Here is a 23,721-nt window from a genome sequence, read left to right on the forward strand (position 1 = left end):
CCCATGTTCGACTCAAAAGCCCATCGGCCAGTCCCGCTCAGCGGGGCGCGCCGGGGAAAAGCGGGGTCATTCCCCCGCCGCGCGGCTGCGCACGGGGTTCGCGCGGCGGATGCCGTGCGGGTGCATCCGGGTCTCGGCCCGGCGCACGTCCCACGCCGCGCCGAGCGTGGTGTAGCTGGTGAGCGCCGTGCGGAACGCCGAGCGGGCCTCGTCGAGCCGGCCGTGTTCCGCCAGCAGGATCGCGGCGTCCTCGGTGGCGCGCGCGTGTTTCAGCACCCGGCCGGCGGCCTCGTAGTGCGCGGCCGCGCCGAGGATCGCGTCGGGATCACCCGCGACCAGGCCGCGGCAGTGGGCCGCGGCGGCCATGTGCGCGGGTGGGACATCGGTGCCCTCGGTGTCACCGATCAGCCGCAGCGCCTGGTACGCGTAGTGCGTCTCGCCCAGCTGCATCGCCAGGCGCACCAGGTCGGGCAGCCACTGCTGGCGCGCCGAAGGCGGATAACCCTGGTCCAGCAACGGGGTCAGCGCGGCGAGCGCCGCCTCCGGGTTGCCTTCCTGTTCGGACAGCTGCGCCTCGGCGGCCAGCAGGTAGTCGCCGCCGTTGGGCTCGAGGCCCTGCGGCCAGTGCTGGTGCGCAGCGGCGTCGAGGTGTGCGCTCGCTTCCTCCGGCTCGTCGCGGTGGCTCGCGATCAACGCGCCGACGCCGTGCACGAGCAGCGCGGAACCGGGGCTGCGCAACACGTACGACGCCGTCTCCGCACCGCCCTTGATCACCGTGTCGAGCTCGGCCAGCGCCTCGGGCCAGCGGCCGCGCCAGTAGTAGTGCACAGCGCCCGCCAGGTGCATCTCGCCGGGCACGGCGCGGGTCGCGGCCAGCCGGCGCGCGGTGCTGAGCGGTTCGGCGGCGTCGTCGAGGCCGTCGAGCACACCCAGCTCCGACAGGTCCGGTTCGGACGTTTCGTCCACGGCCAGGCGTTCGAGCGTCGCGCGCAGCGTCTCGTGCCGGCCGCGCCACATCTCGGGCACGTGCGGGTCGGCCAGCGTGCGACGGACCTCTTCGGACGCTTCGGCGAACTCGCCGCGCCGGTAGTAGATGTAGGCGAGGATCCAGCGCATCTCCGCGGCCTGCCTGCTGTCCTCGGTCCGCGCGACGACCGAGCGGGCCTCGGCTTCGGGCTCGCGGCCGAGCCAGAACAGCAGCCGCGCCAGCGTGGCCGTGAGCGGTTCGCGGGCGTCGGCGGGCAGCGAGGCCTGCGTGACCACGTGCTTGAGCAGGTCCACGGCCATGCGCGGCGCCTCCGTCGCGACCGTGCCGATGTGCTCGGTCAGCCAGCCCGTCACCCACGGGTCGACCTGCACCGGCGCCGCGGCCAGCTGCTCGGCCACGCGCTCGGGCGACGCACCGGCGCCCTGGAACGCCTCGGCGAGCTGGCGGTGCAGCGCGACGCGCATGGCGGCCGGCGTCTTTTCGTACAGCACGCGGCGCAGCAGCGGGTGGCGGAAGGTGAGCAGCTCGTCGGACTCGGTGAGCACGCCGGCCGCGAGCGCCTCCTCGACGGCGCCGACGAGCGCGGTCGCCTGCCGCTCGGTGGCGATCGCGATGTCCGACAGCGAGAACTCCTTGCCCAGCAAGGCCGCCCAGCGCAGGACGTCGCGCGTGCCGCTGGAGAGGAAGCTCAGGTACAGCGTGACGCGCGAACCCAGCGGTGCGGGGATCGTGCGGCAGCTGTTGCCGTCGACGATCGCCTGCGCGCCGTCGAGCAGGATCATCGCGTTGGAGAGCAGCGTCTCCACGATTTCCCTGGCGTAGCGCGGATTTCCCGACGCGAACGCGATCAGCGTGCGCAGCACCTGGCCCGGCGGGGCGCCGGCGAGATCACCGGCGAGGTCGCGGATCGCGCTTTCGGGCAGCGGACCGAGCGTGAGCAGCTCCGTGCCGTCCGCCGCCAGCTCCGCGCGCAGGCCGTCCAGCTCGGCGGGACGGGGGACCGGGCGGCACGCGCCGATCAGCAGCAGTGGCAGCCGCCGCGTCTCGCGGCTGAGGTAGCGCCACACGCGCAGTGTCGTGTCGTCGGCCCACTGCAGGTCGTCGACCACGAGCGCGAGCGGTTCCTCCGCGCACAGCTCGCGCACGAGCCCGAGAATGCCCTCCACCGGGTCGGCGCCGGGGTTCTCGGCGAGCGCGACGGCCAGCTCCGCGCGGCGCAGGTCCGACGCGCGCGGGTGCACCCCGAGCGCGTCGAGCAGCGGCCGCAGGGCGAAGCGCTGGTCGAGCGCGTCGGCGGAGGCGAACAGCGGTTTGACGCCCGCGTCCTGGGCCAGCGACAGGGTTTCGGCGAGCAACGCGGTCTTGCCGATGCCGGGTTCGCCCTCGACCCACACCGAACGGCCGAGGCCGCCGGCGAGTCCGGCGACGGCCTCGCGCAGCAGCAACGTCTCGCTCGCGCGGTCGAAGAAGATCTCCGCGCGCGGCGGCAGCACCGGCAACGGGAACCGCGGCACCCGGGCGGGCGCCGGCGCCGGCCGTGGCGCGGCGGCCGGGGTCTCCACCGCGGAACCACCGCCCAGCAGCCGCTCGTACAGCTCGCGCAGCGCCGGGCCCGGCTCGGTTCCGAAGCCCTCGATCAGCTTGTCCTGCAAGTCCGTGTACACGGCCAGCGCTTCGGTGCGGCGGTCGCCGAGCGCGAGCGCTCGCATGAGCAGCCCGTGCAGCGGCTCGCGGAACGGGTGTTCGCGCGCCGATTCGAGCAGTTCCTCGACGAGCTCCAGGTGCCCGCCGTTGTCGAGCACGACTTCGGCGCGACGCTCGACCGTCGCGAGGCGCAGCTCCTCGAGCCGCGTGCGCTGAGACGCCGCGAACGGGCCGGGCAGGTTCTGCAGCGGCTCGCCGTGCCACAGCGCGAGCGCTTCGTCGAGCTTCGCCAGCGCCGGACCGCGTTCGCCCGCCGAGAGGTGGCACTGGGCCTGGTCGCGCAGGGCCTCGAAGTGGTGCACGTCGACGGTCTCGGGCTCCACGCACAGCGAGTACCCCGACCCGATGGACGCGAGCAGCTGCGGCCCGGTGCCTTTCGCACGGCCGGGCTCGAGCGCGCGGCGCAGGCCGGAGATGTAGGTGTAGATGCTGCCCTGAGCGCTGGCCGGGGGCGCGTCGCCCCACACGGCGTCGATCAGCTCTTCGCGGGAAACGGTGCGGTTGGGCGACATCGCCAGCACCGCGAGAACCGTGCGGCGGTGGGCGGAGCCCAGATCCAGTTCGGCGCTGTCGAGTTCCGTATCACCGCGCCAGGCGCGGACCGGGCCGAGCAGCCGGATCTTCGGCGCGGTGATACCGCCTGCCGCGCCGTCCGCTGCCGACATCGGTCTCCCTTCACGCGTTGACGGATCGTCACACGCCGGATGCCACTCGTGATCTTACGCCCGAACGGGTGGTGGAGCGGGCCGGGGCCGGGTCTCGCCGGCCGCCCTGACCGCCAGTCTCGGGGCGCGGTGTTGCGGCCACTCGGCGTGACGGCGAACACCGGGGAAACTCCGCCGCCGAGACCCCGGTGGAACGGCAGGCAAGGATATCCGAAAATCGGGCATACCACCTGGTCCCCGGTTTCGCCACCCCCCGTCGGTGGGTCACGCTCGGTGGTAAGCCCGCGCGGCATGGGTGCGGGTACTGGGGACGTGTGGTGAGGAGAGCGTCGTGAATTCGATTCCTCCGACGGTGGTGCCGGACGGTATGCGAGGTGCGGCGGGTGAGTTCGCCCGCGCCATAGACTCGGCCAACGCCCATTTGAGGCGGGTCAACAGCGAGATGGCGGCGCTGCAGGCGTCGTGGCGGGGCGACGCTTCGGTGCGCTTCGGCCAGGCGATGAACGACTGGGAGCAGCAGTACGACCTCATCCTGGGCCGGCTCGCCGACCTGCTCGCGGTCACCGGCGGCGCGGCCGGCGCGCGCCCGGCCGCCGACGAGCGGGCGACGCCGTGGACGGGCGGCCTGAGCGGGATATGAGTCCAGGGCGCTTCGACTTCACCGACGCCGACGAGATCCTCGACCGGATGGGCAGGACGACCGGCGGGATCAGGGCCGTGCTGACGGAGCTGGAGTCCACTGTGGAACGGGACATGGCGGCCTGGACGCCGGAGGCGCAGGCGCGCTACTGGGCGGCCAAGCAGGCCTGGACCGAGGCAGTCGGGCGGATGCCCGACTGCGTCGAACGGGCGCGGGAGGCGTTCCGGGAGATCGCCGGGAACTCCGGCGCGGCGGGGCCGGGTGCCTGCGGGGTGTGCTCCGAGGCGTGAAGGCCGGCGTGAAGCCCGGGCCGACGGGTGGCTCAACCCTGCCGTCAAGGCCCTCGTGAAGCGGCCCGTAGAGGACGCTGACCTGCGGTTATCCGGAGGTTCTTCACGATCGCGGCGGGCGTGAAGAATCTTGGTAAGAAAACGTGAAGTCGTCCGCGCGAGACTTGTCACCGTCAACCTGGAGTGGTGGTAGGAGATCTCGTGAAGCTCGTCAAAGTCGCTGTTCTCGCCTCGGACCCGATCACCAAGGCCGGCGCCGCGAGTCTGCTGGGCACCCGCGCCGAGCTGCAGGTCCTCCCCGAGGACTCGGCCGCGCAGGCCGACGTGGTCCTCGTGATGGAGGAGCACGTGACCGACCGCGTGCTGTCGCGGGTCAAGGAATTGGGCCGCGAGTCCGAGCAGCTGGCCGGACCGCACCTCGTCATCGTCGCCGACCACTTCCGGGAGAGCGACCTGATGACCGCCATCGAGTGCGGCGTCGTCGCGATCCTGCCGCGCCGCGAGACCGGTGGCGCCGAACTCGTGTCCGCCGTGCTCACCGCCGGCGACGGCACCGCCAGCCTGCCGCCGCGCCTGCAGGGCGCGCTGCTCGGCCAGGTCCAGCGCATGCGCCGCGACGTGCTGGAGCCCAACGGCCTCACCCTGTCCGGCCTCGCCGCCCGCGAGTGCGACGTGCTGCGGCTCGTCGCCGAGGGCTACGGCACGGAGGAGATCGCGACGAAGCTCTGCTACTCGGAGCGGACCGTGAAGAACGTCCTCTACGGCCTGATGACCCGCTGCGGCCTCAACAACCGCGCTCACGCCGTGGCCTACGCCCTGCGTGCCGGCGCCATCTGAGCCACTTTCGCCGGGCGGCAGTGCCGCCGCCCTTTGCTCCGGGCCTTCTCCCGTTTCGTGGGAGAAGGCCCTTTTCGCGCTTTGTGGTTCAGACGTCCAGAATGCGCAGGCAGAGGCGGCGCAGGGTGGCGCGCAGGTCGTCGTCGGACAGGTGGTCCAGTCCTCGCAGCGCCGGGCCGAGCTCGGTGGCCGTCCAGTAGGCGGCGGTCTGGTCGGGTGTCGGGTGGTCGCCGAAGAGCAGGCGCAGGCCGCGCCGGGCCTGGTCGTCGAGGGCCTGGCCGATGCTCTCGTGCCGCCGCGTGCCCGGGTCGGTGCGGCTGAGTGGCGAGACGGCGCGGTGGGCCACGACCTGCGCCACGAAACCGTCGACGAGCAGCTCGCGCCGCTGCTGTCCGGTTTGGACCTTCGCGGCTGCTTCGAGGAGTTCGTCGAACGCCGCGATGCTGCTCTGCAGGAGAGCCGCGAGGATGTCGGCCTTGGTGTGGAAGTAGTAGTAGACGTTGGCTTTCGTGACGCCCATCGTGTCGGCGATCAGCTGCAGCGACGTGGCGTCGAACCCGTGCTCGGCGAACAGTTCTCGCGCCGTGGCGAGCACCGTGCGCCTGGTCTTCTCGGCCTGCTCAGCCCGGGTGGGTGACACCCGGCGATGCTAACCCACGGTGTTCCTCGCCGGGATGGGCTACAGTGGTTTCATTAGCCAAGCGGCTAATGAAATATCGAGGAGAGACCCATGCGCGTACTGGTGACCGGCGGGACCGGCTACGTCGCCGGCTGGTGCCTCGTCGAGCTGCTGCGGCGCGGCTACGACGTGCGGACGACGGTGCGTTCGGCCGCCTAGGAAGCCGCCGTGCGCCGCGCGGTCGGCGGCGAGACCGACCCCGGTGACCGGCTGGAGGTCGTGGTCGCCGACCTGACGTCCGACGCCGGCTGGGCCGAGGCGGTGGCCGGCTGCACCTACGTGCTGCACGTCGCGTCGCCCCTGGGCGGCGACGGTTCGCGCGACCCCGACGCGTTCATCGGCCCCGCGCGCGACGGTGCGTTGCGCGTGCTGAAGGCCGCGACCGAGGCCGGGGTCTCGCGGGTTGTGATGACGTCCTCGCTGGCCGCCGCGGCGCCGCAGATCGGCACCCGCAGCACCGAGGTGTTCGACGAGACCCTGTGGACCGACCCCGACGACCGCCGCCTCAACCCGTATCGCCGCTCCAAGGCCGTGGCCGAGCGGGCGGCGTGGGACTTCATCGCGTCTTCGGGTGGCGGCACTTCGCTGGCGACGGTGCTGCCGGGCGCGATCCTCGGCCCGGTGCTGGCCGGCCAGGCGCTCGGCTCGGTGCAGCTGATCGGCGCCCTGCTCGACGGCCGCCTCCCCGGCGTCCCGCGGCTCGGGTACAGCATCACCGATGTCCGTGACCTCGCTGATCTCCACCTCCGGGCCATGCTCGCGCCCGAGGCGGCGGGCGAGCGGTTCGTGGCCGTCGGCGAGTTCCTGTGGCTGCGCGACGCGGCGCGCGAGATCCGCGCGAAGCTCGGCCCCGACGCCGCCAAGGTGCCCACGCGTGGTCTGCCCGACTTCGTGCTGCGCGGTTTCGCCCTCGTCAACGCGGGTGTACGCGAGGTGGCGCCGGACCTCGGCCGGAAGAACGTGTACACCTCGGCCAAAGCGCAGCAGGTGCTCGGCTGGCAGCCCCGGCCCGCGGCCGCGACCGTCGTCGACTGCGCGCGGAGCCTTGTCGCTGTCCACTGAGGACGGTTAGGGTGCGGATCATGGTGCAGACTGCGGTGGAGATCGCGCGCGCGGTACGCGCCGGCGAGCTGGATCCCGTTCAGGTGACCAAGGAGGCCCTCGCCCGCATCGCGGCGGCCGACGGCGTGGTCGGCGCGTTCCGGCGCGTGCGTGCGGCGGAGGCGTTGGCGGAGGCGGCCGAGGTCGCGGCCCGCCCGGACCTGCGTGACCTGCCGTTGGCGGGCGTTCCCGTGGCGGTCAAGGACGTCACCGAGGTCGCGGGCGAATACGCGGGCTGGGGCTCGGTCGCCGGCCCGCAGACGCCGTTTCCTTCCGACGGGGTGATCGCCGCGCGGCTGCGCGCGGCGGGCGCCGTGATCGTCGGCCTCACCCGCGTGCCGGAGCTCTGCCTGTACCCGATGAGCGACGACCCCACCGGCATCTCCCGCAACCCGTGGGAACCCGCCTACACGGCGGGCGGCTCCTCGGGCGGCAGCGCGGCCGCCGTCGCCGCCGGCCTCGTCCCCATCGCGCACGGCACTGACGGCCTCGGCTCGGTGCGGTTGCCTGCGGCCATGTGCGGCCTCGTCGGCCTCAAGCCCGGCCGCGGTGTCGTGCAGGAGCCCGCCGAGGGCTGGTACGGCATGTCCACGCACGGCCCGCTCGCCACGACCACCGCCGACGCGGCCCTGCTGATGTCCGTGCTGGGCGAGCGCCCTTCGCTGGCCGAGGTTCCGGTGCCGGGCCCGCAGCGCATCGCCTTCTCCACACAGGTCCCCGTCACGCGCGCCCCGCTCCCGCGCCCGCTCGGCCAGGCCGTCGCCCAGGCCTCGACGCTGCTGGCCGCTGCGGGTCATACCTTGACGGAAGCCACCCCCGCCTACGGCTTCGACACCATGCTCGCCCTCGTCGCCCGCTGGTTCGCCGGTCCCGCCGCCCAAGCCGACGCCGAGTTCACCTTCCGCCACCTCCAGCCCCGCACCCGCACCCACGTCCGCCTGGGCCACCTCACACGCGCCTTCGTCCGCGACCGCTCCCGCACCACGTGGATCTCCCGCGCCGAGGACTTCTTCACGTCCCACGACGTCCTCATCACCCCGACGCTCGCCACCCTGCCCCCGAAAGCCCAGCGCTGGCACCGCCGCTCCTGGGGCGCGAACGCCCTGCCGGCCGTCCGCGTCGCCGACTTCACGGGCTTCTGGAACCTCGCGGGCTTCCCCGCCCTCTCCGTCCCCGTCGGCCACCACCCGACGCTCGACCTCACCACCTCGGTCCAGCTCGTCGCCCCGCCCGGCGGCGAATCCCTGCTGCTGGGCCTGGCCGCACAACTGGAGGCCGCCAACCCCTGGCCCCGCAGCCGCTGACTCCGCCGACGACGAAGGCCGCTCCCCGATGGTGGGGAGCGGCCTTCGTCGTGAAGTGCGGGTCAGGAGCTGGACTTGCCGGCTGTCTGGGAGACCGGCTGAGGTGTGGAGCTCTTGCCGTTCGCGTTGCCGTTTGCGGGCTGGGGTTTCACCGTCGGGGCCGGGGTGGTCGGGGAGTCGACCGAGACGACCTCGGGCTTCGGCTTCGGGGCCGGAACCGGCTTGGGCGCGGGTGCCGGAGTGGCGGCGGGCTTGGCGGGAGCAGCCGGGGTCGGTGAAGGAGCGGCGGCAGGCTTGGCCGGAGCAGCCGCAGCCGGCTTGGCAGCAGCCGGTCCAGAAGCCGCAGCGGGCTTGGCAGCAGCCGGGCCAGAAGCAGCCGACGCAGAAGAACCAGCCGGATCATCTCCGCCCACCAGCTTCGACGCCGACGGGATCACCGACTCCGCCGGGAGCGCCGCCAGCAGGCTCTCGCTGTTCTTCAGCACCTCGTCCGCCATCGCGAGGTTCTTGCGCGCCTGTTCGCGGATTTCGGCGAGGCGCTCGACCTTGCGGGTCGCCGCGGTGGTGCGCTGGGCGGCCTGCGTGGTGGCTTCGTCGAGGCGCCGCTTGGCTTCCGTGGTGGCCTCGTCGACGCGGCGCTTGGCCTCGGCCGTCGCCTCGGCGATGCGGCGCTCGGCCTGGTTCTTGCTCGCCGTGCGCTGGTCGGCGATGAGCTTCTCGTGCGCGCTGCGCTCGGCGGTGATCTTCGAGTCGAAGTCGCGCTCGATCTTGCGGCGCTTGCGCTCGGCTTCGTTGTCGAGGAGTTCCCGGCGCTGCGCCGCCTCGACCGTGAGCCGCTGGACCTCGGCGCGCGTCTCCTTCAGCGCGGCCTCGTGCTCGGAGTGCAGCGCTTCGGCCTGCTTGTCGAGCTCCGACACCAGGCGCGTGTAGCGCTCGCGCAGCTTCGTCGACGCCTCGGTGGACGAAGCCCAGTGCTTCTCCGCCGCCACCTGCGCGCGCTTGGTGATCTCGTCCGCGCGCGCCTGCGCGAGCTGCACGGTGCGCTGCATGCGCTCGTCCAGGTCCTCGAGCCGCTCGGGCGGCTTCATCAGCTCCTCGACGCGGCCCTGCAGCTTGGTCACCTCGCCGCGCGCGGCCTCGAGCTCGCGCGACAGCGTGGCGACCTGCGCCGCCGCCGCGTCGCGGTCACTGAGCAGCCGGCGCAGCTGCGCCTCGATGTGGTCGAGGTACTGGCGCACCTCGTTGCGGTCGAAGCCGTGCCAGGCTTGGGTGTACTCGCGCCGCAGGGGCAGGAGGCCGTTGTCTCGCTCGGGAACCATGGGCCCGACCGTACCCGCGCACATTGTGTCGTCGGCGTCAGGACTGGTGATTCACCGCCACGTGTCGGGCGCTACCTGGTGATCGTCCCCTGAACGGCCTCACCCTCGAAACGCACCGTGACTACCAGTGGAACCCGCGCGACAGCCGCGCGAGCGCCATCGCCGCCCGTGACAGGTGTTTCTCGCCACGGCCGATCTTGAGCCGGCCCGAACCGCCGGCCGCCGTCGAGTCGGGGAAGATGCGGAAACCCTGGTACGCGATCGCGTCCGTGAGGCCCGGTGCCAGCGTGTACGTGAGCCCGATGGCCTGCCCCGCCGGCGTCCCGATGTGCTTCGGCCGCTCGATCAGCGCCTTCATGACCATGTCGGCCGCCTGCTCCGGCGACTTCGTGGGGAACGCGTCGTAGATCTTCGTCGGCCGGATCATCGGCGTGCGCACCAGCGGCATGTGGATCGTGGTGAACGTGATCCCGTCACCGTGGGTCTCCGTCGCCGCGATCCGTGAAAAGTAGTCGAGCGCGGCCTTCGACGCGGCGTACGCGGAGAAGCGCGGCGCGATGCCCTGCACACCGATCGACGACACGTTCACGATGTGCCCGAACTTCCGCTCCGACATGTGCGGCAGCACCGCGAGGATCAGCCGCACCGCACCGAAGTAGTTGATCGCCATCGCGCGCTCGTAGTCGTGCATGCGGTCGTACGACAGCTTGATCGACCGGCGGATCGAGCGGCCCGCGTTGTTCACCAGCATGTCGATCCGGCCGTGCTCGGCCAGCATCGCGTCCACGGCCTTGTGCACCGACTCCTCGTCGGTCAGGTCCGCCGGGTACACCGACGCCGTGCCGCCGGCCGCGATGATCTCGTCGCGCACCTCCTCCAGCTCGTGCTGCCGGCGAGCCACCAGCAGCGGCACGCCGCCCGCGGCCGCGACCTTCAGCGCCGTCGCGCGCCCGATGCCCGAAGACGCGCCGGTGATGATCACGCGCCGCCCGTCCAGCTCGCCGCGCGGACCGTGCTTGCGGGCGCGGAACGGGTCGAGGTGCTCGCGCCAGTAGCGCCACAGCGTGGCCGCGTAGTCCTCGAGCCGCGGCACCTCGACGCCCGTGCCCGCCAGCGCCTTGCGCGTCTCGGTCGAGGCGAACACCGACGGGAACGCCATCGTCTCCAGCAGCACCGGCGGGATCCCGAGCCGCTCCATCACCGCGTCGCGCGCGATCGTGAAGCCCGGGATGTGCTCGCTGAGCTTGACCAGCCCGATGAGCCCCTTCGAGACGCCGTCGCCCAGCTGCACCGAGATCGTCGGCGCGCCCGCGGACCGCGCGAACGCGTTGTACACCGACACCACCGGCTGCGGCTCGGGGTTCACGAGGTGGAAGGCCCGCCCGTCGAGGCCCGCCGTGGTCACCAGCTCCAGCAGTGCCTTGGCCACGTAGTCGACCGGCACCACGTTGGTGTCGCCGAGGTCCGGCCCGACGATCGGCACGTCGGGCAGCCCGGCGAGCCGGCTGATGGCGGGGAAGAGGTAGTACGGGCCGTCGATCTTGTCCATCTCGCCGGTCTTGGAGTCACCGACCACCACGGCCGGCCGGTACACGCGCCACGGCACCTCGTGCTGCTCGCGCACCAGCTTCTCGGCCTCGAACTTCGTGCGGTGGTACGGCGTGATCAGCCGCTGCCCCACGTCGAACATGTCCTCGGTGAACAGGCCCTCGTGATCACCGGCCACCGCCACCGACGACACGTGGTGCAGCACGCCGGCGCGCAGGTCCGCGGCGAGGTCGACGACGTGCTGCGTACCGTCCACATTGGCCTTGATGCTGGTCTCGTCGTCGGCGGTGATGTCGTAGAGGGCGGCCAGGTGCACGACGTGGTCCACGCCGCGCAGATTGCCGCGGTCCTCCTCGGACACACCCAGCATCGGCTCGCCGAGGTCGCCGGTCACGAGCGTCACGCGGTCCGCGTGCGGCCACCCGTCCGCCAGTTTCGCCAGCTTCTCCCTCGACGACGCGCGCACCACGAGGGCGACGCGTTCCGCATCCGGCCGCATGAGCAGCAGCCGGGTGAACTGGCGGCCGATCAACCCGGTCGCACCCGTCACCAAGAACGTCGCCATCTCCATCACCCTCCGCCGTACAACGCTGGACCCTTGCCGCATTCTGCTGCATCCAAGCCGCGCTGACCACAGCGCGCCCCAGTGATGTTACTCGCTAGTAACTTCCTGCGAAACCCGGGTCCCCCAGGTCGGAGGCACCTTTTCCCGGCGCCGGCGTCCCGATGAGTGGCACGAGGTGCCCGTTCGTGACACCCGCCGAGCAGCGCGAACGGTCCCCTCGTGCCACGCGAACTGCACGCCATTGCCTGCCACGCAGGAGAAAAAGGCAGAAAAAACGGTGCCCGGCGAAATCCCGCCGGGGCACCGTTGTCGAAGAACGCGGTTGAAAAGCTCGTCGAAAAGGATCAGACCGGATCCGCGATGACGACCCGGTTCTCCTCGTACCCGTCGGCCCCGCCGACCCACCGGCCGCCACACGTCACGAGCACCACCCGGTGCGGCCCGGCCTGTCCGAAGAGGTCGTCGGCCCGGGCCGGGAGATCGTCCTTGTGCACGGTGACCAGCTGCGAGATCCGGTACTTCGACGTCTTCCCCGCACTGTCCACAATGGTCACCTCGCCGCCGATGCGCTCGGTCCACAGCTCGGCGAACGGGCCCGTCGCGCCCTTCCAGTTCACGTGTCCCGCGAAGACGCTCGCGCCGCTCACCGCGTCGAGCGCGGCGCCCCACCAGGCCGCCTGCCCGATGTCCGACGGCACCGGCAGCGTGTTGCCCGGCCCGAGGCCCTGGCGCACCATCGCGGCCGTCCCGCCGCCGGGCAGCCGCAGCGTGCCCGGCTTCTGCGGCGCGAGCGGAGGCTGCTTGTGCTCCACCGGCGCGGCGGGCGGCGGCGCGGCCGGCACGGTGGACGACGGCGTCGGCGGAGGCGCCGAAGAAGAAGGCGCCTCCGGAGGCGCGGCCGGCCGCAAACCCGCGAGGGCGGCGGCGGCCGGCTGCGCGCTGCCCGCCACCACCGCCATCGGGGGTGCGCTGATCACGACGGTGGCGAGCTCCACCACGAGAACGCTCGCCGCGCCGAGGACGAAACCGGTGATCAACCGGCTCTTGCGTGCCATACCCGTTCCGCTCTCACTACCTCCGGGACGCGCGCCGCGCGGCGAACCCGACCAGACCCGAACCGACGAGCGCGAGCACCGCGAGGCCGATCAGCCCCGGCGTGGAGAAGCTCGTCTCGATCGCACCCTTCGCCATCGCGACCGGCTGGTCGCCCGCGGGGATCGCGTGGGGGACCTCGTTCGGTGTGTTGGCGATGGTGAGCGCCAGTGTGTCGCCCGGCTTCAGCGAGCCGCACACCGAGGGCGGGTTCTTCGGGTCGAACGCGTTCTCGTAGCCCGGCGGCGCGTTGACCTCGACGACGCAGATGTCCTGCGGCGCCAGCAGGTTGTCCACGGTCACCGCGCCGGTGTCGCCGGCGGTCGTGACGACCACGGGCTGCCCGTCGGGACCGTCGAGCGGCTTGCCGTCCTGCCCGGTGGCGGCGGTCTTCTTGTCCTTGCCGGTGATCCGCAGCGTCGCACCGCCGATGCCCTTGCCGGTCTTCGCGTCGGTCTTGGTCACCTGGACCTTGCCCGGCTTCGCGACGGCCACGGCACCTTCCGCGGTCAGCGTCTTCTCGCCACCGGTGGACACCACGTTCTGGATGCCGGTGTTCACCGGGTTCTGCACGTAGGGCCGGTCGGCCGGCGCCGACAGCGACGTCGCGAGCTTCGGCTGGTCACCGGTCGGCGTGAGCTTCACCGAGATCGTGCCGTCGGCGCCGGTCTTGAGCGTGGTCTCGGTCTGCGCGCCCTGCACGGTGGCGCTGCCACTGGCCGCGTCGGACGTCTGGGTGGTGTCGTCCGTGGCGTCGCCGGTCGTCAGCGTCGCGTCGGTGGCGTCGAGCTTCACCGCGACGTCCGGCACGCCGGTGCCCTTGGCGTTCTTCACGGTGACCGTCCAGGTCGCCGCGGTGCCGAGGTGCTGGTCGTCCTTCGGCGGCGTGACCGAGGCGGTCCACGGGCCGCGGTTGGCCTCGGCGTCGGCGGTCAGCTTGGCGACGTCGTCGTACGCCGTGGGGGCCTTGTCCTTCAGCCCCTGCAGGTGCATGGCGATGTCGTAGCCGATCTTGTCCGCGGGCAGCGCCTCGTTGAGGTCGTCGTGCCCGGGCCGCGGCGCGGAGGTCCACGAGTGCAGCAGGTGCGCGAGCGCGGCGGCGACGTTCGCGTCCTTCGTGTCGCCGTAACGCAGCAGCAGGTACGAGATGTTGGCCGCCTTGTCGGCGGGGATCTCGTCGCCCCACTTGGTGAGCAGCTTGTCGCCGGGCTTGTACTTCTCGTTCGAGTCCGGCGCCTTCAGCTGGAAGCTGACGCAGAAGACCTGCTTGCCGGCGACGAGGTAGGACCCGAGCCAGTTGCCGCTGTGGTCCTTGTTGTCGAACCGCTGGGCCGGGACCTCGACCCCGATGCCCTGCTGGGTCGCGGCGTCGGCGGCGGTCGGGGCGATTGCGGTGAGGGAGAGTGCGCCGAGCACGGCCGTGGCGACCAGACCGGCGGCCGCGCGCAGGCGAGCGCGCGGGCGTGAAGACCACCCCATGGTGTGTTGACTCCTTCAACATGCTCTGCCGTGACGCCTTTGCGTCGACGCAGGTCACACGATCGAACAACTCCCCGACACGCCTTCGGTCACATTCCGAACACGCGAAGTGAAGGTTCGCGGCTGATCACCCGGATTGTCTAGGGGCCATCGGGTGACCTGCGGTGAACGGTCGTGATCTCAGTCGCATACGGTGTAGCCCGGCGCGGGTCCGGTCCCCTGATCGGGCAAAAGGGTAAAGTCTCCTTTACTCGACGGTCTCGACGGGAACCAGCAGGCCCGAGCGGTCGTTGAACCCCATGCAAGGTGCCAGCAGATCCAGGAGGATCAGGTGCGTTCCAGTAGCAACCCGGCGTTCCGCAACCTGTCCCGCGGTTCGGCCGCTTCAGGGCAGTACGGGCCGAACGTGGGCTTCGACCAGCGGCCCTACGGCACTCCGCAAGGCCAGGGAGGTGTGCCCGGCTACGGTCCCGGGCAGATGGCCGCCGGTTCCGCCGACCGTCCGATGACGGTCGACGACGTCGTCGTCAAGACCGGTCTTTCGCTGGGTGTCGCCCTGCTGTTCGGCGTCCTCACGGCGATCTGGGCCCAGACCCAGCTCATCACCGACTCGCTCGGCCGCGTCGAGGGCATGAGCGGGGCGCTGCTCGGCGCGCTGTTCGGCGGCTTGATCGTGGGCCTGGTCCTCTCGCTCGTGATCATCTTCGGGCAGAAGGCGAGCGGTCCGCTCACGCTGGCCTACTCGGCCGCCGAGGGCATTTTCCTCGGTGCGCTCAGCGGGCTGTTCGAGCTGCTCTACCCGGGGATCGCGCTGCAGGCGCTGATCGGCACGGCGGGTGTGTTCATCGCGATGCTGGTGGTCTACAAGACCGGCGCCGTGAAGGTCACGCCGAAGCTGACCAAGTGGATCGTCGGCGCCGTGGGTGGCGTCGTGGTCCTGATGCTGGTCAACCTCCTCACCTCGCTGTTCTTCGGCTTCAACCCGCTGCGCGACGGCGGGCCGATCGCGATCATCTTCAGCCTGGTGGTCATCGGCATCGCGGCGTTCAGCTTCCTGCTCGACTTCGACCAGGCCGACCGCATGATCCGTTCGGGGATGCCGGCCAAGTGGGCGTGGTTCGCGGCCTTCGGCCTCATGACCACGCTGGTGTGGCTGTATCTCGAGATCCTGCGGCTGTTGTCCTACCTACGCGACTAGTGCTCGCGTAGGAATCCCGAGAAGGCGCTCCGTGTACTACGGGGCGCCTTTTCTGTGTACGCGTTCTGTACGCGGGGAAATCGCTCTTCGCGCGACGGAGCGCGTACGCAGAGTGCTTGTGCGGGACCAATTCCTGGCCGCATCAGCGCAGGTGGAGGACTTTCCGTGGCCGGCCGGAGAACGCGAAAAGTCGTCTACGTGGTGCTTCGGGCGAAATCGATGGCTTTTTGTCGGTGGCGTCCTCTAGCCTCGACGAAGTCACGCAAGGGGGACCCGAACTGGGGCTTGCGTGACCTTTCGCTTCCGAACGATGGGGATGGTCCACCGCATGTCCGCACAACCGAGCCCGGCCGCGCCGGGCGCCGCCGGGCTCGATGACAAACTCGACCGTGGAGTGCTCAAGATCGCTTCCGTGGTGGTGCTCGGCGCCATCATGGCGATCCTCGACACCACGGTCGTCAACGTCGCGCTGCAGAAGCTCACGATCCAGTTCTCCACGTCGTTCGACACGATCCAGTGGGTCGCCACGGGCTACATGCTCGCGCTGGCCACGGTCATCCCGGTCACGGGCTGGGCGTCGGACCGCTTCGGCACCAAACGGCTGTACCTGCTGGCCATCGGCACGTTCCTGGTCGGGTCGATGCTGGCGGGGCTGGCGTGGAACGTCGAGTCGCTGATCATCTTCCGCGTCGTGCAGGGCCTCGGCGGCGGCATGCTGATGCCCGCGGGCATGACGATCCTGACGCGCACGGCGGGGCCGCAGCGCATCGGGCGCGTGATGTCCGTGCTGGGTGTGCCGATGCTGCTGGGCCCGATCTGCGGTCCCATCCTCGGCGGCTGGCTCGTCGACGCCGTGAGCTGGCGCTGGATCTTCTACATCAACGTGCCGATCGGCATCGTCGCGTTCGTGCTCGCGCTGCGCCTGCTGCCGAAGGACAAGGCGACGAAGTCGGGCCGCTTCGACTTCGCGGGCCTGCTGATGGTGTCGCCGGGCCTCGCGGCGCTGATCTTCGGCGTCTCACGCATCCCGTCCACGGGCACGGTCACCGCGATCGAGGTGTGGCTGCCGGCGGTCGCGGGCGTCGTCCTGCTGGTGAGTTTCGTGCTGCGCGCGCTGCGGGTGGCCGACCCGTTGATGGACCTGGGCCTGTTCCGCAACCGGACGTTCTCGGTCTCGATGATCACGCTCTCGGTGTTCTGCATGGGTTTCTTCGGCGCGATGCTGCTGCTGCCCACGTACTTCACCCTGGTGCGCGGCGAATCCGCGCTGCACGCGGGCCTGCTGCTCGCCCCGCAGGGCTTCGGCGCGATGATCATGATGCCGATCGCGGGCCGCTTGTTCGACAAGTTCGCCGCCCGCCGCATCGTGCTGCCGGGCCTGGCGCTGATCGTGGTGGGCATGGTGCCGTTCACGCAGGTCACGTCGACCACGCCGTACGCGCTGCTGCTGTCGGCTGCGTTCGTCATGGGCCTCGGCATGGGCTGCACGATGATGCCGATCACGTCCGCCGCCCTGCAGACGCTGCGCTCCGAGGACATGGCCAAGGCCTCGACCACCACGAGCATCCTGCAGCAGACGTCGGGCGCCATCGGCTCCGCGATCATGTCCATCGTGCTGGCCGCCCTGCTCGGCTCGCGCTTCGGCGTCCCCACCAACCAGGGCCAGCTGGCGGCCACCGCGGCCACCCTGAACCCCGCCACGCACACCGCCGCCTCCGCCCTCGCCGCCGGCGCCTTCGCGACGCCTTTCCTCATCGCCACGGTGATCCTGGCGGTCTGCCTGGTGCCCGCCGCCTTCCTGCCGAACAAGCGCTTCATCCCGTCGCCCCCTGCCACCGGCTCCGACGACGCGGCCACTCCGGTGCCGGCGGCGCCGTTGCACTGACTTGGTTTGCTCCACGGGGGAGGGCCGCTTCGCGCTTGCCGCGGGCGGCCCTTTCCTGTGCTGGCTGGGGTTTCCTCGTGCGATCCCGCCCCGCCACCCGAGCGGCAGCCGCGGTGTGATTTGTCAGGGTGACCGGTTTCCTTGGTGTCACGGGATCACCGGGCGAGCGATTGGCTACTTCGCGCCGAACCGGCCGGATAGCTGCCGCTTACTTGCTCTGCGGCTCCATGGGAATCGCGCGAGACGCACCGCCTCCGACGAGTCTGGTGTTCGCCGCGGTGTCCCCGCGCCGGTCGTCAGGCATCACGCCTCAGGGACAGCAAAAGGGCCGCCCGCGCACAACGTCGCGAGCGGCCCTTCGTCCGTGTTCTAACTCAGGAAAGGCGCTCCAGCACCATCGCCATTCCCTGCCCGCCACCGACGCACATCGTCTCCAGCCCGAACTGCTTGTCGTGGTGCTGCAGCGAGTTGATCAGCGTCGAGGTGATTCGCGCGCCCGTCATGCCGAAGGGGTGGCCGACCGCGATGGCGCCGCCGTTGACGTTCAGGCGGTCCAGGTCGATGCCGAGGTCGCGGTAGGACGGGATGACCTGCGCGGCGAACGCCTCGTTGATCTCGACGAGGTCGATGTCCGAAATGGACATCCCCGCGCGGGCGAGTGCCTGCTTCGAGGCCTCGACCGGGCCGTAGCCCATGATCTCCGGCGACAGGCCCGTGACGCCCGTCGACACGATGCGGGCCAGCGGAGTGAGGCCGAGCTCGCGCGCCTTGGTGTCGGACATGACGATCACGGCGGCGGCGCCGTCGTTGAGCGGGCAGCAGTTGCCGGCGGTGACGCGGCCGTCGGGGCGGAACACGGGCTTCAGACCGGACACGCCTTCGATGGTCACGCCGGCGCGGGGGCCGTCGTCCTTGGACACGACGGTGCCGTCGGGGAGGGTGACCGGCGTGATGTCCTTGGCCCAGAAGCCGTCGGCGATCGCCTTCTCCGCGAGGTTCTGCGAGCGCACGCCGAACTCGTCCATCTCTTCGCGCGTGATTCCCTTGAGGCGCGCCAGGTTCTCGGCGGTCTGGCCCATGGCGATGTAGACGTCGGGGACGTTCCCCTCCGTGCGCGGGTCGGTCCAGCTGTCCGTGCCCGACTCCGCGGTCGCCTTCGTGCGCGTTTCGGCGTCGGCGAAGAGCGGGTTGTGCGTGTCGGGCCAGGAGTCGGAGCTGCCCTTCGCGAAGCGCGACACCGTCTCGACGCCCGCGGAGATGAACACGTCACCCTCGCCGGCCTTGATCGCGTGCATCGCCATGCGGGTGGTCTGGAGGCTGGACGAGCAGTACCGGGTGATCGTGCAGCCGGGCAGGTGGTCGTACCCGAGCTCGACGGCCACCGCGCGGCCCATGTTGAACCCGGACTCGCCGCCGGGCAGGCCGCAGCCGAGCATGAGGTCGTCGATGTCGGCGGGGTCCAGCTGCGGCACCTTGTCGAGCGCCGCCCGGATCATCTGCACGGCGAGGTCGTCGGGGCGCATGCTGACCAGCGAGCCCTTGGCGGCACGGCCGATCGGGGAGCGGGCGGTGGAGACGATGACGGCTTCGGGCATGGCGTGACACTTCCTCGGGTCGGTGACAACGGCGGGCGCTAAGCGGTTGCTCACCATAGTGCCGCGTGTCCCGCGTCTCGCAAAGCCGAAGGCGACGTGGACCACTATCGGGCGTCCGCCTGAGTGGACAGCGCCGCAGGTCCAGCGTTTAGGCTGGGCGTCGCCGCCGAGATCCGGCGCGGAAGGGCAGGAGCGCAGTCGTGGAGTACGCCGAGCACATCGTCGACCTCGTGGGGAACACCCCGCTGGTCAAGCTGAACTCCCTCACCAAGGGGCTCAAGCCGCTGGTGCTCGCGAAGGTCGAGTACGTGAACCCGGGCGGCAGCGTGAAGGACCGCATCGCGCTGCGGATGATCGAGGCCGCCGAGGCGTCGGGTGCCCTCAGGCCGGGCGGCACGATCGTGGAGCCGACGTCGGGCAACACGGGCGTGGGCCTGGCCATGGTCGCGCAGCGCAAGGGCTACAAGTGCGTGTTCGTCTGCCCGGACAAGGTGAGTGAGGACAAGCGCAACGTCCTGCGCGCGTACGGCGCCCGCGTCGTCGTGTGCCCGACGGCCGTGGCGCCCGAGCACCCCGACTCCTACTACAACGTCTCCGACCGCCTCGTCCGCGAGATCGACGGCGCGTGGAAGCCCAACCAGTACGCCAACCCCGCGAACCCGGAGAGCCACTACCTCTCCACCGGCCCCGAGATCTGGCGCCAGACCGAGGGCAAGGTGACGCACTTCGTCGCCGGCGTCGGCACGGGCGGCACGATCTCCGGCACCGGCCGCTTCCTCAAGGAGGCCAGCGACGGCCGCGTGGAGGTCGTCGGCGCCGACCCCGAGGGCTCCGTCTACTCCGGCGGCACCGGTCGGCCGTACCTGGTCGAGGGCGTCGGCGAGGACTTCTGGCCCGAGACCTACGACCGCGGCATCGCCGACCGGATCATCCCGATCTCCGACGCGCACTCGTTCGAAACCACCCGCCGCCTCGCGGTGGAGGAGGGCCTGCTGGTCGGCGGTTCGTGCGGCATGGCCGTGGCCGCCGCGCTGAAGCTCGCCGAGGGCCTGACCGAGGACGACGTCGTGGTGGTCCTCCTGCCCGACGGCGGCCGCGGCTACCTCACCAAGGTTTTCAACGACGACTGGATGTCGTCCTACGGCTTCCTCCCGCCCGACTCCTCCGGCGCGACGGTGGGCGACGTGCTCACCAAGAAGAGTGGCTCCCTGCCCAGCCTGGTGCACACGCACCCGAACGAGAGCGTGGCCGAGGCCGTCGCGATCCTGTCGGAGTTCGGCGTGAGCCAGATGCCCGTGGTCAGCGCGGAGCCGCCGGTCATGGCCGCCGAGGTCGTCGGCGCCGTCAACGAGCGCGACCTGCTCGACGCGCTGTTCACCGGCAAGGCCCAGCTCGCGGACAAGCTGGAGACGCACATGTCCCCGCCGCTGCCGACGATCGGCGCCGGCGAACAGGTCAGCTCCGCGATGAAGGCGCTCGAGGGCGCGGACGGCGCGCTGGTCTTGATCGACGGCAAGCCCGCGGGCGTCGTCACCAGGCACGATCTGCTCGGCTTCCTGGCTGGGCGTTAAGGACGACAAATCGGCAAAGCGGGCCGGGGCGTTCCGAGCGCCCTGCCCCGCTATCCGATAGCGTGGGCGCGATAGAACTTTTTCGCGTCCTCGTCAAGGGGGTTCAAGACCCACATGAGTGCTCCGCAGCCACCGAACCAGCCCGGGGACGGCGGCGAGCAGCCGCCGCAGGGCCCACCGAGTGGTCCCACACCTCAGCAGGACAGTCCTTTCGGCGCGTCGGAGCCGACCCAGGTGGTCCAGCCGGGCCAGCCGTACCCGTCGGCCCCGTCTTCGGGCGAAGGCGGACTGTTCGGCGAAGCCCCCGAGCCCACGCAGGTCGTGCGGCCCGGTGACGCGAACGCCGGCGGCGAAAGCCACTTCGGCGCCGAGTCGACGCAGCTCGTCCCGCCCGGCTCGCAGCCGCCGGCCATCCCGTACTCCCCGCCGCCGAGCGCGGCCGACAACCCCGCTGCCATGGGTGGCGGGTTCGGCCAGCCGGGCTTCGGGGGACAGCCCGGTGCGCCGGGTGCCCCGGGCGCTCCTGGTGGCTTCGGCCAGCCGGGTCAGCCGGGCCAGCCGCAGGGCTTCGGTGCCCCGGGCGGGTTCGACCAGGGTCAGGGTGCGTTCGGCGCGCCGCCGCAGGGCGGGTTCGGCCAGCCGGGTCAGCCGGGTCAGCCGGGCGGTTTCGGAGCGCCGCCGGCCTTCGGCGCCGCGCCCGCCGCGTCCGGTGGCGGCAACAGCATGTACGGCTTCATCGCCGGTGGCGTCGTGGCGCTGCTGGGTGTGCTGTCGCTGATCTGGTCGTTCCTCTACATGGGCGACGCGAGCGACTACTCGTCCAGCCTCGACCAGGCCCGCCAGTCGGCGGGTGACGCGAAGGTCGACGAGCTGCTCAGCCAGTCCGGCCTCGCCTCGCCGGGCGCCATCTGGTTCTACGTGATCATGGTCCTGGTCGGCGCGGTCGTCTCCATCGCGGGCGGCGCCGGGCTCATCCTGGCCGGCCGTCTCGGCGGCGGGATCAAGAAGATCGTGCCGATCGTGGTCGCCGTGGGCGGCGTGCTGCTCGGCGTCTTCGGCATCCTGCTCATCGCCGGCTCCACGCCGAACCAGGAGCTCCTCGACCAGGCCGGCAGCAACGGCGCCGACAGCATCGGCATGCCGACGCTCATCTTCGGCATCCTGATCTTCATCGTCGGGCTCCTCGGCCTGATCCCGCCCACCGCCCAGTTCGTCGGCCTCGGCGGCGGCACCCCGGGCGGCTTCGGCGGCCCCGCGGGTGGCGCGGGCGGCTTCGGCCAGCCGGGCCCCTTCGGCCAGCCGCAGCAGGGCTTCGGCCAGCCGGGCTTCGGCGGCCAGCCGGGTCAGCCCGGCCAGCCGGGTCAGCCCGGCCAGCCGGGTCAGCCGGGTCAGCCTGGCTTCGGCCAGCCGGGCGAACAACCCCCGTTCGGCCAGCCCGGCTTCGGCCAGCAACCCGGCACCCCCAACCCGGCCAGCGGCGGCTTCCCCCAGCCCGGCGGCTACGGCCAACCCCAGCCCGGCTACGGCCAGCCCGGCGACCAGCCCGGCAGCGGCGGCTTCCCCCAGCCGGGCCAGCCCCAGCCCGGCCAGCCCCAGCCCGGCTACGGCCAGCAGCCCCCTCCGGGCTACGGCCCGCCCCCCGGCTACGGCCAGCCCGGCCAACAGCCGCCCCCGGGCTACGGCCCCCCGCCCGGGCAGCAGCCCCCGGGCTACGGCCAGTCACCGCAGCAACAGCAGTGGTGACCAGCTGAGCTTCACGTGAACGGCCCCTTCGGTGGATGTCACCGAAGGGGCCTTTCGCTGTCCAGGGACTTGCACCGACAGGACCGTCATCCCACCTTCACCCGCCGTGCTGCCCGGCAACAACCGCGGGCCGCCCGTCCGCGGGCCGACTCGTCATTGCTCTTGCGCTGCCTGCTTGCGGTGGCGCTCGTGCTGGGGGGCGTCGCTTCGCTCTCGCGGTCGTCCGCCGCGCCGCCGCCCGGCAATGACTGCAAGCAGCCCTGTCGCACGTCGACTCGCGCTTGCCCTCGCGCTGCCCTGCCCGCAGCGGAGCTTGCGCTGATGCCGACGCCCTTCCGCTCGGGCCGCCGCCCGCCGCGCCGTGGCACGGCGATGACTTGCGGGCAGGTCTTTCTCAGGTCGGCTTGCGCTTGCTCTCGCGCTGCCCTGCCCGCAGCGGCGGTTGCGCTGATGCCGACGCCCTTCCGCTCGGGCCGCCGCCCGCCGCGCCGTGGCACGGCGATGACTTGCGGGCAGCCTTTTCTCAGGTCGGCTTGCGCTTGCTCTCGCGCTGCCCTGCCCGCAGCGGCGGTTGCGCTGATGCCGACGCCCTTCCGCTCGCGCCGCCGCATGCCAACGAAGGCTGCGGCCGTCCTTTCGCAGGTCGACTCGCCGTTGCCCCTGCCCTCCCCGTGGCGGCGCTCGCACTCAGGGCGACGTTGCTCCGCTCTCGCAGTCGCCTGCCGGCAACGGCTGCGGCCGTCCTTTGGTAGGTCGGCCTGCGCTTGTCCTTGCGCTGCCGTGTCCGTGGTGGCGCTTGTGCTGAGGCTGGCGTCGCTTCGCTCTCGCGGTCGTCGGCCGCGCCGCTGACGGGCAATGATTGCCTGTCCTTTCGCAGGTCGACTTGCGCTTGCTCTCCCGCTGCCCTGCCCGCATCAACGCGTGCGTTGGGGCTGGCATCGCTCCGCTCTCGTGGTCGCTCGACGCGCCGCCTGGCTATGACTGCGGACCGCCCGATCGCAGGTGGTCTCGCCATTGCCCTTACGCGGCCTGCCGTCGGCGGTGCTCGTGCTGAGGGCGACGTTGCTCCACTCTCGCGGTCGTTCGCTGCGCCGCCTGTCGGCAACGGCTGCCGCCATCCTTTTGTAGGTCGACTCGCGCTTGTCCTTGCGCCGCCGTGTCCGTTGGTGGCGCTTGTGCTGAAGCTGACGTCGCTCCGCACTCGCGGTCGTTCGCCGGGCGCCCGGCATAGCTGCGGCCGCCGTCTGCAAGTTGCAGCGCGCCAGTGCCCACTGGCGCCGCGCGGTGGTGGATTGCTGGGCTCTGCAAACCTTCACTGCGCCGGCAGCCGACCGTCCCCTGAGGTTGGTTCGGTGTCCCGGCCGGTGTTGTGTTTGCGAAGTCAGTCGTGGCCGTTCGGGACCGTCGATGGCTGAACCTGTGCGGTGCGCTGTGTGGGGAAGTTCCGGTCGTGGCGAGTCGCTGAGTTCCGTCGCCGCGGGCGTTTGCCTCGTCGGCCGGACTCTCGGAGCGCTGTTC

General features: G+C 71.4%; 16 protein-coding genes. 9 read left to right on the plus strand and 7 right to left on the minus strand.

From position 1 onward, the window contains the following. Positions 1-66: 66 nt before the first annotated feature. Positions 67-3,357: a BTAD domain-containing putative transcriptional regulator gene (locus tag ACFY1H_RS36335; protein WP_386954096.1), complete on the minus strand. Its 3,291-nt coding sequence runs from the start codon at positions 3,355-3,357 to the stop codon at positions 67-69. A 331-nt stretch (positions 3,358-3,688) separates the two neighbouring features. On the opposite strand from ACFY1H_RS36335, the gene ACFY1H_RS36340 reads away from it, so the two are divergent. The 3 genes from ACFY1H_RS36340 to ACFY1H_RS36350 all read left to right on the plus strand — a co-directional run bounded on the left by ACFY1H_RS36340 (position 3,689) and on the right by ACFY1H_RS36350 (position 5,124). Beyond that, complete coding sequence (locus ACFY1H_RS36340; protein ID WP_386954099.1) at positions 3,689-3,997, plus strand: WXG100 family type VII secretion target; 309 nt, start codon at positions 3,689-3,691, stop codon at positions 3,995-3,997. Next, complete coding sequence (locus ACFY1H_RS36345) at positions 3,994-4,287, plus strand: hypothetical protein (protein WP_366579946.1); 294 nt, start codon at positions 3,994-3,996, stop codon at positions 4,285-4,287. The genes ACFY1H_RS36340 and ACFY1H_RS36345 overlap by 4 nt, the downstream gene beginning before the upstream one ends. A 201-nt stretch (positions 4,288-4,488) precedes the next feature. After that, the gene (locus ACFY1H_RS36350; RefSeq protein WP_364050623.1) at positions 4,489-5,124 is read left to right on the plus strand and encodes a response regulator transcription factor; all 636 of its coding nucleotides are present in this window, start codon (positions 4,489-4,491) and stop codon (positions 5,122-5,124) included. Between the two features lie 88 nt (positions 5,125-5,212). Here the strand turns inward: ACFY1H_RS36350 and ACFY1H_RS36355 are convergent, their stop codons facing one another. Next, positions 5,213-5,764, minus strand: a complete 552-nt coding sequence (locus ACFY1H_RS36355; RefSeq protein ID WP_366579944.1) for a TetR/AcrR family transcriptional regulator — start codon at positions 5,762-5,764, stop codon at positions 5,213-5,215. A 207-nt stretch (positions 5,765-5,971) separates the two neighbouring features. Here ACFY1H_RS36355 and ACFY1H_RS36360 point away from each other — a divergent pair, with 207 nt between their 5' ends. Together ACFY1H_RS36360 and ACFY1H_RS36365 are read left to right on the plus strand one after the other, a co-directional pair. After that, positions 5,972-6,865 carry an NAD-dependent epimerase/dehydratase family protein gene (locus tag ACFY1H_RS36360; protein ID WP_386954104.1) on the plus strand — a complete coding sequence of 298 codons (894 nt, stop codon included), beginning with the start codon at positions 5,972-5,974 and terminating at the stop codon, positions 6,863-6,865. A 20-nt stretch (positions 6,866-6,885) separates the two neighbouring features. After that, positions 6,886-8,208 (plus strand): amidase family protein, encoded by a 1,323-nt coding sequence (locus ACFY1H_RS36365; protein WP_386954107.1) that lies wholly within the window; start codon positions 6,886-6,888, stop codon positions 8,206-8,208. Between the two features lie 62 nt (positions 8,209-8,270). Here ACFY1H_RS36365 and ACFY1H_RS36370 read toward each other — a convergent pair whose 3' ends face one another. The 4 genes from ACFY1H_RS36370 to ACFY1H_RS36385 form a co-directional block, all read right to left on the minus strand. Further along, positions 8,271-9,527, minus strand: coding sequence for a cell division protein DivIVA (locus ACFY1H_RS36370; RefSeq protein WP_386954109.1), 1,257 nt, complete (start codon positions 9,525-9,527; stop codon positions 8,271-8,273). A 121-nt stretch (positions 9,528-9,648) separates the two neighbouring features. Then, a complete protein-coding gene (locus ACFY1H_RS36375; protein WP_386954112.1) occupies positions 9,649-11,640 on the minus strand; it encodes an SDR family oxidoreductase in 1,992 nt (663 codons plus the stop codon). A 344-nt stretch (positions 11,641-11,984) separates the two neighbouring features. Then, complete coding sequence (locus ACFY1H_RS36380) at positions 11,985-12,695, minus strand: class F sortase (protein WP_386954115.1); 711 nt, start codon at positions 12,693-12,695, stop codon at positions 11,985-11,987. Positions 12,696-12,711: 16 nt separating this feature from the next. Continuing rightward, positions 12,712-14,211, minus strand: a complete 1,500-nt coding sequence (locus ACFY1H_RS36385; protein ID WP_366579932.1) for a SpaA isopeptide-forming pilin-related protein — start codon at positions 14,209-14,211, stop codon at positions 12,712-12,714. A gap of 331 nt (positions 14,212-14,542) precedes the next feature. Here ACFY1H_RS36385 and ACFY1H_RS36390 point away from each other — a divergent pair, with 331 nt between their 5' ends. Together ACFY1H_RS36390 and ACFY1H_RS36395 are read left to right on the plus strand one after the other, a co-directional pair. After that, the gene (locus tag ACFY1H_RS36390) at positions 14,543-15,409 is read left to right on the plus strand and encodes a Bax inhibitor-1/YccA family protein (RefSeq protein ID WP_366579930.1); all 867 of its coding nucleotides are present in this window, start codon (positions 14,543-14,545) and stop codon (positions 15,407-15,409) included. Between the two features lie 328 nt (positions 15,410-15,737). Beyond that, a complete protein-coding gene (locus ACFY1H_RS36395) occupies positions 15,738-17,294 on the plus strand; it encodes a DHA2 family efflux MFS transporter permease subunit (RefSeq protein WP_386954119.1) in 1,557 nt (518 codons plus the stop codon). Between the two features lie 374 nt (positions 17,295-17,668). Here ACFY1H_RS36395 and ACFY1H_RS36400 read toward each other — a convergent pair whose 3' ends face one another. Then, entirely contained in the window at positions 17,669-18,889 is a 1,221-nt protein-coding gene (locus tag ACFY1H_RS36400) for an acetyl-CoA C-acetyltransferase (RefSeq protein WP_386954122.1), read from the minus strand. 200 nt (positions 18,890-19,089) lie between these two features. On the opposite strand from ACFY1H_RS36400, the gene ACFY1H_RS36405 reads away from it, so the two are divergent. Then, positions 19,090-20,460, plus strand: a complete 1,371-nt coding sequence (locus ACFY1H_RS36405) for a cystathionine beta-synthase (protein ID WP_386954125.1) — start codon at positions 19,090-19,092, stop codon at positions 20,458-20,460. A gap of 114 nt (positions 20,461-20,574) precedes the next feature. Further along, complete coding sequence (locus ACFY1H_RS36410) at positions 20,575-22,203, plus strand: hypothetical protein (RefSeq protein ID WP_386954127.1); 1,629 nt, start codon at positions 20,575-20,577, stop codon at positions 22,201-22,203. The last annotated feature ends 1,518 nt before the right edge of the window (positions 22,204-23,721 follow it).

Origin of the sequence: Amycolatopsis sp. NPDC001319 (genome assembly GCF_042896185.1) — a bacterium.
Lineage (GTDB): Bacteria > Actinomycetota > Actinomycetes > Mycobacteriales > Pseudonocardiaceae > Amycolatopsis.

Excerpts from the sequence above, each read along its gene's own strand:
- ACFY1H_RS36335 (WP_386954096.1), bottom strand. The coding sequence starts at position 3,357 with ATGTCGGCAGCGGACGGCGCGGCAGGCGGTATCACCGCGCCGAAGATC.
- ACFY1H_RS36345 (WP_366579946.1), top strand. The coding sequence starts at position 3,994 with ATGAGTCCAGGGCGCTTCGACTTCACCGACGCCGACGAGATCCTCGAC.
- ACFY1H_RS36365 (WP_386954107.1), top strand. The coding sequence starts at position 6,886 with ATGGTGCAGACTGCGGTGGAGATCGCGCGCGCGGTACGCGCCGGCGAG.
- ACFY1H_RS36370 (WP_386954109.1), bottom strand. The coding sequence starts at position 9,527 with ATGGTTCCCGAGCGAGACAACGGCCTCCTGCCCCTGCGGCGCGAGTAC.
- ACFY1H_RS36375 (WP_386954112.1), bottom strand. The coding sequence starts at position 11,640 with ATGGCGACGTTCTTGGTGACGGGTGCGACCGGGTTGATCGGCCGCCAG.
- ACFY1H_RS36380 (WP_386954115.1), bottom strand. The coding sequence starts at position 12,695 with ATGGCACGCAAGAGCCGGTTGATCACCGGTTTCGTCCTCGGCGCGGCG.
- ACFY1H_RS36385 (WP_366579932.1), bottom strand. The coding sequence starts at position 14,211 with ATGGGGTGGTCTTCACGCCCGCGCGCTCGCCTGCGCGCGGCCGCCGGT.
- ACFY1H_RS36395 (WP_386954119.1), top strand. The coding sequence starts at position 15,738 with ATGTCCGCACAACCGAGCCCGGCCGCGCCGGGCGCCGCCGGGCTCGAT.
- ACFY1H_RS36400 (WP_386954122.1), bottom strand. The coding sequence starts at position 18,889 with ATGCCCGAAGCCGTCATCGTCTCCACCGCCCGCTCCCCGATCGGCCGT.
- ACFY1H_RS36410 (WP_386954127.1), top strand. The coding sequence starts at position 20,575 with ATGAGTGCTCCGCAGCCACCGAACCAGCCCGGGGACGGCGGCGAGCAG.